This is a genomic window from Amycolatopsis panacis (assembly GCF_003600245.1).
Lineage (GTDB): Bacteria > Actinomycetota > Actinomycetes > Mycobacteriales > Pseudonocardiaceae > Amycolatopsis > Amycolatopsis sulphurea.
Genome location: NZ_QZFV01000084.1, coordinates 59,909 through 67,832 on the forward strand (window position 1 = coordinate 59,909; position 7,924 = coordinate 67,832).

At 72.8% G+C, this 7,924-nt stretch carries 5 protein-coding genes; all 5 read right to left on the bottom strand.

The features are described 5' to 3' along the window. Positions 1–5: 5 nt before the first annotated feature. The 5 genes from D5S19_RS16175 to D5S19_RS16195 all read right to left on the bottom strand — a co-directional run bounded on the left by D5S19_RS16175 (position 6) and on the right by D5S19_RS16195 (position 7,507). Positions 6–1,640, bottom strand: coding sequence for a phage tail sheath C-terminal domain-containing protein (locus D5S19_RS16175; RefSeq protein ID WP_120024176.1), 1,635 nt, complete (start codon positions 1,638–1,640; stop codon positions 6–8). A 54-nt stretch (positions 1,641–1,694) separates the two neighbouring features. Then, entirely contained in the window at positions 1,695–1,913 is a 219-nt protein-coding gene (locus D5S19_RS16180; RefSeq protein ID WP_098514362.1) for a hypothetical protein, read from the bottom strand. A gap of 35 nt (positions 1,914–1,948) precedes the next feature. Beyond that, complete coding sequence (locus D5S19_RS16185; protein ID WP_147397410.1) at positions 1,949–2,692, bottom strand: AfsR/SARP family transcriptional regulator; 744 nt, start codon at positions 2,690–2,692, stop codon at positions 1,949–1,951. Then, entirely contained in the window at positions 2,649–4,433 is a 1,785-nt protein-coding gene (locus D5S19_RS32495; RefSeq protein ID WP_199730530.1) for an eCIS core domain-containing protein, read from the bottom strand. The genes D5S19_RS16185 and D5S19_RS32495 overlap by 44 nt, the downstream gene beginning before the upstream one ends. Before the next feature lie 221 nt (positions 4,434–4,654). Next, on the bottom strand, positions 4,655–7,507 hold the full coding sequence (locus tag D5S19_RS16195; RefSeq protein WP_158605543.1) for an ATP-binding protein: 2,853 nt from the start codon (positions 7,505–7,507) through the stop codon (positions 4,655–4,657). Positions 7,508–7,924: the final 417 nt, after the last annotated feature.

The following is a 7,924-nucleotide window of genomic DNA, read 5'->3' on the forward strand; positions in this document are numbered from 1 at the left end:
TACTCCTAGACCTGGATCTGGCCGGCGAGCTGCTGAATGTGGATGAGCACGAATTCCGCGGGCTTGAGCGGGGCGAACCCGACGAGGATGTTCACGATCCCGCGGTCGATGTCGTTCTGCGGATTGTTCGTGGCATCGCATTTGACGAGGTAGGCCTCCTTCGGCGTGCGGCCCTGGAACGCGCCCTGGCGGAACAGGGTGTTCAGGAACGCGCCGACGTTGAGCCGGATCGAGGACCACAGCGGTTCGTCGTTCGGCTCGAACACCACCCACTGCGTGCCGCGGTAGAGGCTTTCCTCCAGATACAGCGCGAGCCGCCGCACCGGCAGGTACTTCCACTGGTCGGCCAGCGCATCCGCGCCCCGCTGGGTGCGCGCGCCCCAGACCACGTTGCCCACCACCGGAAGACCGCGCAGGCAGTTCACGCCGAGCGGGTTGAGCACGCCGTTCTGCTTGTCGGTCAACGGAACCGTGAGGGCGGTGACCCCGCTCAGCCCGGCCTCGGTGCCGGCCGGCGCCTTCCATACGCCGCGCTGCACGTCGGTGCGGGCCCAGATCCCGGCGAGCGCCCCGCACGGTGGGAACTCCTGCGGCGAGTTGTCCTTGTTCGGGTCCGGCAGCACGACGCGCGGGAAGTACAGCGCGGCGTTCTTCGCGTTGGGATCGTTGAGCACGAAGGCCGGGCTGGTCGACCGGACCGCCCGGGTGACGTCGGCGGGCTTCTTCCAGTTCGGGTCCGGGTCCACGATGAGCATCGCGCGCCGGTCCACGCAGAACTTCATCGCGTTGCCGAGAATGTTGTCGGCCCCGCCGATCAGACCCGGTGCGCCGGGCAGGCAGAGCATGGTGAAGATGTCGGCCTTCAGCAGCGCGTACAACCCGGTCTTGGTCTCCTCGTCGCCGAGGTAGTCCAGGTTGTTCGGCGCGTCGCCGTCCGCGCCGGGTGTGGTCACCACCGAATAGAGGTTCTTCCCCTGCGGATCGTCCGGGAACGGGTCGGAGCCGTCGGTGACCGTGTCGTGCGCGGCCGGGCGCGACCCGTCGCCCTCGACGACCGTGCTGCTGAGCAGGCTCGACGACGCGAGCACGTGCTTGAGCGCCCGCGCGGACGTGGTGTCCGTGCTGACGTTGAGGTACTGCTCGGTGATCCCGCTCTTCATGTCCCGGACCGTGAGGTTGTAGAGCTTCCCGGCGGGGTCCGGTGCGGTGTCGTAATCGACCCGGACCCGCAGGTTCCGGTCGTTGGGCCAGCTGCCGGGGCTGGCCGCGTGCAGCGTCACCCCGCCGGTCAGGGCGATCACGGCCGCCGCCGCGTAGTTCCGGGCGGGCGTGGTATCGGCCGTCTCCGCGTCGTCGAGTGTGGTGCTGTGGTTCTTCGCGACCACCCGCACGATCTCGGCTTCACTGCCGCCGTTGGCGTAGAACTGGAACACCGCGTACGCCAAAGCGGTGCCGGAGTCGAGCCCGCCGAATTCGGCGGTGAAATCCTCCCAGCTGGTGATGTGCACCGGCTCGTCCACCGCGCCGCGCGGCGCGGTGCCGACGAAGGCCGCGACCGAGGTCGGTACCCCGACGATGGTGCGCACCGCGCTCGGCAGCTCGTCGATGTAGACACCCGGATACGTGGGCGTGATTGGCATGGCCGTCTCCCTCCGCGGCTTTCCGGCCGTGATCGTCAGCTTCCCGCGGTCCCGTCACCGCGGCGTCACCCCGGGCGCACCGCCCTCGGCGATCGCGCGGAGCCAGGCCTCGGCCGAGGCCAGGACTTGTTCCCTGGTGGTCACGACGGCCGCGGCCACCTCGTCGGCGGTCACGTCCGTCGTGCTCATGACCCGGACCCACAACAGCCCGTCGGGCGTGCGCCACGCCCGCATGACGTGCAAAGCGACCCGCTCCACGGCCTCACCGGACATGCCGAGCAGTACAGCGGCCCGTCGTCACCGCGCCGTCACTGTGCCGGCCGGATCTCCCCCAGCAGTGCCCGCGCACCCGGGCTGGGCGCGACGCCCAGCTCCGTGCGCAGCAGCCGCACCAGCGCCCGGTAGACCCGGATCGCCTCCCCGTGGTTGCCCTCCAGCAGATGCACCCGGATCAGGCTGCGGTGCGCGCTCTCCCGCAGCGGCTCGCCGTCGATCGCGGTGAGCGCGACGTCCACCGCTTCCACGAAACGTCCTTGCGCGGCAAGGCGTTCGGCGAGGCGTTCGAGCGCGTGCAGCCGCAGCTGGCGCCAGCGTTCCCGGAAGGCGAACAGCCAGTCGTCACACCAGACCGGCAGGAGGTCCGTGGCCAGCAGACCGGCGACCGGACCGCTGTCCGCCGGCAATTCGCCGTGTGCGGCCAGCGACCGAGCCAGGCCGAACGCCGCCCGCACGTCCACCGCGACCGTATCGGCCAGCGAAAGCCATTCGGGTGTCGCCCGGACCAGGCCACGGTGGACCTGCCCGACGCGCCACAGCGTGGTCCGCAGGCTCGCGGCACTGTGTTCTCCCGAGGCCTCGCCCCACAGGGTGTGCGCCGCCTCGGCGCGGCGCACCGGGTGATCACGCAAGGCGAGGAACACCACCAGCCGTTGGGCGGCCCGCGACAGCGGCAGATCGTCCTCCGCCTCGCGAACCGCGAACGTCGGCAGCATCTGCAGCATCAGAACGTCATCCGGGCCGGCGTCCGCCCACGCCGGTTCCGCTCTCGTCACGATCCCCTGCGAACCCACCGGTCTCTCCCCCTTCAGCGGCAATGCTGTCCCCCTTGGATGATCTCGATCCGGCGCGGCACGGCGCCATCCGTGCTACCACGTAACTTTCGCCGGGCCGCGGGACCCGGCGGCGGCCGAGAGCAGCCGCTGTTCCTGCAGGAAGGAAAGGAACTGCAGGTAGGTGCGATGGGCGAAGGCGTCGGCCGGCCAGATCTGGTCGCCGGCCCGGACCGCGGTGCCACTCAGGGTTCCGGCAAAGTCGGTGTAGAGGTCCGTGAAGGGTCCCTTCACGGACCCTGAGTCCGTGAAGGGACCCTTCACGGACCCGAAACCGGTCCGGCGCACGCCACGAGGTGGTCGCACACACCTCCGCATCGCCCGCTGCCGGGCCCCCGACCAACTTTGCCGACACCCTGGCGGTGCCACTGATCCGGCGATACTGCGCGTTGACCGCCTCGGTGGCCCGCAGCAGCACGCCGACGTCGCCGACCCCGGCGATCCGCGCGGACACCGGGACCCCGCGCGATTCCCCCGCGAGGAACCGGTCCAGGCTCGTGGCGAGGATGACCCGCTTCAGGTAGCCGCCGAGTTCGCGCATGGCCTGCGCTTCGGCCGGCCGATACCCGGCCAGGTTCCAGTTGTCCGGATCGAGGATCGCGACGACCCCGCCGAAGCTCTGCGCCACCGCGTCGGTGATGGCCCCGCCGACCGCCCCGATCGCCCGCGTACCGGCCGCGAGTCTTGTGGCGAACCCGGTGGCCCAGGCCGACACGACCGGCGCGACCGTGCCGGCGACGCTGACCCCGTAGGTCTCGGAGAACTTCAGCCCGGCCTCCGGACCGACGCTGAACGCGGCCGCCGCCCAGCCCTCCTCGCCCGACAGCAGGCCGGTGCCGATCGATAACCCGGCCCCGGCGAGCAGCTGCACCGAACCACCCACCGAGGCACCGGCGTAGGCGCCGGACACGCTGCCGGATTTCCCGATCGGGCCGAGCCGCACCGCGAAGACGACCCCGCCGCCGCCCCCGGCGATCGCGCCGACTCCCAGCTCGCCGTAGCCGAAGATGTCTCCGGTCAGCTCACCGGTCTCGGTGTCGAGGAAGAACATCGTGTCCTGCCCGGCGCCGACGCCGGGCCCCGCGCCGACGGTGCCCGACACCCGGAGCCCGATGGCCGCACCGGTCACCGCCCACCCGGCCAGCCGCAGCGGCACGAGCACCCAGCGGGCCAGCGACCGCGCGGCGACCGCCACCCACGGCGGGAGCTGCCCGAGCACCACCCGCGGGTCCACGGCCGGATCGGCCTGCCGGGCGACGCCGCGAGCACTGCCGCCGGCCACCGCCACCGGTCCGGGACCGGCGCCGAGCACCGCGTCCGCCGCCGCGTCGGCCGCATGGTCGAGCTCGTGACCGGCCGCGAAACCGGGAGCCGTCGGACCGCCCCGGCGCTGCTGCACGACGTGCGCGAGTTCGTGCGCGAGAAGGCGGCGGCCGTCTTCGGTGCCCGGCCGGTATTCGCCGGAGCCGAACACCACGTTCTCGCCGACGGTGTAGGCCTTCGCACCCAGCCCGGCGGCCGAGCCGGCGGCGGGCCGGTCCGTATGCACCCGCACCCGGCTGAAGTCCTGCCCGAACCGGCCCTCCAGGAAATGCCGGACCTCCGCGCCGAGCGGCTGCCCGGTGCCCGGCACCTCGTCCCGGACCGGCGGCGCCGGATCCCGGGACGCCCGCACGTGTTCCATCGGCAACCCTCCCGATCGCTGGGTCACCAGGCAGTCTGGCCGGGAGCCGTCACCGCCGTGTCACCGCGGGCGCCGGGTCAGCGCACCCACCGCGCGAGGCTGACCCGGGACCGCAACTTCCGATACACGTTGCTCAGACGGGGTTTCCGGCTCGCTCAGAAACCACTGCGCGGCGATCTCCGCATTCGGCAACCCCTGCCCCACCAAAGGAGCACCCCGGATCACCGCACCCACCGCGCAAGACTCACCCGCGACCGCAACCCCAACTTCCGATACACATTACGCAAATGAGTCTCCACCGTCCGCTCACTGAGAAACAACCGCGCGGCGATCTCCGCATTCGACAACCCCTGCCCGACCAGAGGCGCGATCTCCGACTCCCGCCGGGTCAGCGCACCAGCCTTGCCGACCGGCCGGCCGCGCCGCGCGACCCGCGCCGGGAACGGGCTGCTGCCCGCGGCGGCCAGCACGGCCGTGGCGGCGCCGGTCAGCTCCGCTGCCTCGGCCCGGGGCAGCAGCTCGGCCAGTTCGAGTTCCGCGTGCGCCGCCAGCAGCCTGACCCCCATGCCGCGCAACGCGATCGCGGCATCCCGCAGCAGCCGCCCGGCTTCGGCGCGGGCACCCCGCAGGATCGCGGTGAGTCCCTGCTGCAGATCCGCGAGCGCGGCCGGCACCGCCGCATCGCGCCCGCTCGCGCGCAGCAGGCCGGTGATGCGATCGGCCTCGTCCTCGTCTCCGGAGTGCACGGCGGCGTACCCGGCGAAGGCAGTGCGGAGGCAATTGAGCTGAACGTCCCCGAACGGCAGCGTGCCGGTCAGCGGCGGAACGTCGGCGGGCGCACCACGGCGCACCGCCAGCGCGGTCGCGGCCAGCTCGACCGCGTCCTTCAGGTCGATCTGCTCCGGGTCGTAGCGGCGGCGCGCGGCGGTCAGATCCGCCTCCGCGCCGTCGAGGTCGCCGCGCTCGGCCCGCAGGAACGACCGCGTGGCCAGCGTCCGGCTCTCCAGCCGGTCGCCGCCGACCCGGCGGGCCTCGGCGACGGCGTGATCCAGGTGGGTCAGCGCCGTCGCGAGGTCACCGGCGTAGTACCGGGTGGTCGCGAGCATGGTCTCCAGGTAACAGGTGGCGCCCGGCAGCCACAGCCGGACCGGGGCCGTGCTCTCGACGTCCGCCACCCGGATCCCGGTGGCCAGGTCGCCGCGCACCACGGCCAGCCCGTTGAGCAGCATCCGGATCGGGAACGCGACGTGCGGCGCGTCGCCCCCGCAGCGGGCGGCCAGCTCCAGCGCCTCGGACAGCTCGGCGAACGCGGTCGCGGGATCGCCGGCCAGCGCGGCGAGCACCCCGGCACCGAGCCGGGCCGCCGCATGCGCCGTCGGAGTGTCGTGTGTGGACGGAAGCTCGGCGAGTTCTTTCGACACCAGCGCCAGTTCCGCGAGGTCGACCTCGCGCAGGGCGATGATCCAGTGGATCATCAGGCGCATCGGCGGATCGCGGTCCGGCCGCCGTCCGGTGGCCCGGGCCAGATCGACCGCGGCCCGCACGTTGCCGCGCTCGGCCTCCAGCAACGCCTGCAGATGCCGCCACGCCCGCAACCGCTCGGGTTCCTCGCCCCGGCGCGCGCCGAGCGTGACCGCGCCGTCGAGCAGGGCGGCGGCCTCGCCGAGCCGGCCGCGCCCCTGCTCCACCCGGGCCAGGTCGACCAGCAGCGCGGGCACCGCTTCGGGCCGCACCTCCCGGGCCCGGCGGAGGGCGGCGAGGAAATAGTCACCGGCCTCGTCCAGATCGCCCACGGTCAGCGCCCGCCGGCCGGCATCGCTGAACACCTCGACCGCACGGGCCGCGGGGACGCGGTCACCACCGGCGGCGTAGTGCGGCGCGGACGCCACCGTGCCGCCCGCCCCGCTCGCGTCCAGCGCGGCGCCGACCGCGGCGTGCAGCGAGCGCCGTTCGGAAATGCCGAGTTCGCCGTAGATCGCCTCGGCGTACAGCGGATGCGCGATCCGGTAGTGCGGTTCGGCGCCGGACCGGTGCTCGACGACCAGCCTCGTGCCGGCCAGGCGGCGCAAGGCGGCATGCAGCACCGGTTCGTCCAGCCCGGCCACCGTGCCCAGCACCGCCGGGCGGCCGTGCACCCCGGCCACCGCGACGACCTCGAGCAGCCGCCGCTCGGTCTCGCCGAGCTGGTTCACCTGTTCCAGCACCACGTCCCGGATCACCTCGGGCAGCGGGCCGGACATCCGGCCGGTGGCCAGATGCCGAGTCAGCGCCACCACGAACAGCGCGATCCCGGAGGCCCGCGACGTGACCGCCCGCAGCAGCGCGGGCGACGGTGGCGCGCCCAGCAGATGCCCGACCAGCTCGCGCACCGCCCGGTCGGTCAGCGGGGCGAGTTCCAGGAGCCGGCCGGTGGGATCGCGCCGGGTCGCGGCCGCCATCGCGGCGAGCGCCTCGTTGGCCACGCCCGAACGGAAGCAGGCGAGCACGAGCACCGGCAGCTCCCCCGCGTTGCGGCCGATGTAATACAGCAGCTCGACCGTTCCGCGGTCCGCGCAGTGCACGTCGTCGAGGAACAGCAGCACCGGATTCCGGGCGGCGAGGCGCCGCGTGACCGCCAGGACCGATTCGTACATCCGGGTCCGCTGCAACGCCGGATCCCCGGTGGATGGCGCGTCCGGCCGCAGGTCGGGGAACAGCACGCCGAGTTCCTCGGCACCCTCGCCGGAGGGCGCCTTCAGGTGATCGCGGAAAGCCTGCACGATCGGCGCGTAGGCAAGCCCGGACAGCAACGGATCGGCCCGGCCTTCGACGACGGTGAACCCCTTGTCCCGCGCCAGCCCGACCGTTTCCGCGGCCAGCCGGGACTTGCCGATGCCGGGCGGCCCGCACACGAGCAGCCCGCCGCCACGGCCCGACCCGGCAGCGGTGACCGCATCGGCCAGCACGGCGTACTCGGCGTCGCGCCCGACCAGGGGTACCGGCAGCGCGGCGCCCCGCTGCCGGCCGCCCACCGGGCGGGGGCGGCGCCGACCGTCCTGGGGCGGATCCACCCGCCCGGCCGCTACCGTGTTCATGTCCCAGCCTCCCAGGGAACAGACAAAAGAATCATACTGTCGCCCGTCCGGCACCCGGAGGGATTTTTTCCCCCGGAAATGAGAGGCCGAAACTCTCCGGCTGAGACATCCGGAGGACAGCGAATAGCACATTTCCCCTTTTTTGCCGCACATGCGATCACGCACCGTGCCGCAGGGACACCCACGACGGTGAAAGCCGCCGTCGGGAACGCCCCCGGTCGCGGTGCGCACGATCCGCCCGTCCGCCGGCCCTGCGGGAAGCTTCACCCGGACAGCCCACCCCGGCGCTCCGGACGGCGGGCTGTGAAGGGACCCTTCACAGACTCAGAGTCCGTGAAGGGTCCCTTCACAGACCCGAAACCGGTCCGGCGCACGCCACGAGGTGGTCGCACACACACCTCCGCATCGCCCACCGCG

Excerpts from the sequence above, each read along its gene's own strand:
- D5S19_RS16175 (WP_120024176.1), bottom strand. The coding sequence starts at position 1,640 with ATGCCAATCACGCCCACGTATCCGGGTGTCTACATCGACGAGCTGCCG.
- D5S19_RS16180 (WP_098514362.1), bottom strand. The coding sequence starts at position 1,913 with ATGTCCGGTGAGGCCGTGGAGCGGGTCGCTTTGCACGTCATGCGGGCG.
- D5S19_RS32495 (WP_199730530.1), bottom strand. The coding sequence starts at position 4,433 with ATGGAACACGTGCGGGCGTCCCGGGATCCGGCGCCGCCGGTCCGGGAC.
- D5S19_RS16195 (WP_158605543.1), bottom strand. The coding sequence starts at position 7,507 with ATGAACACGGTAGCGGCCGGGCGGGTGGATCCGCCCCAGGACGGTCGG.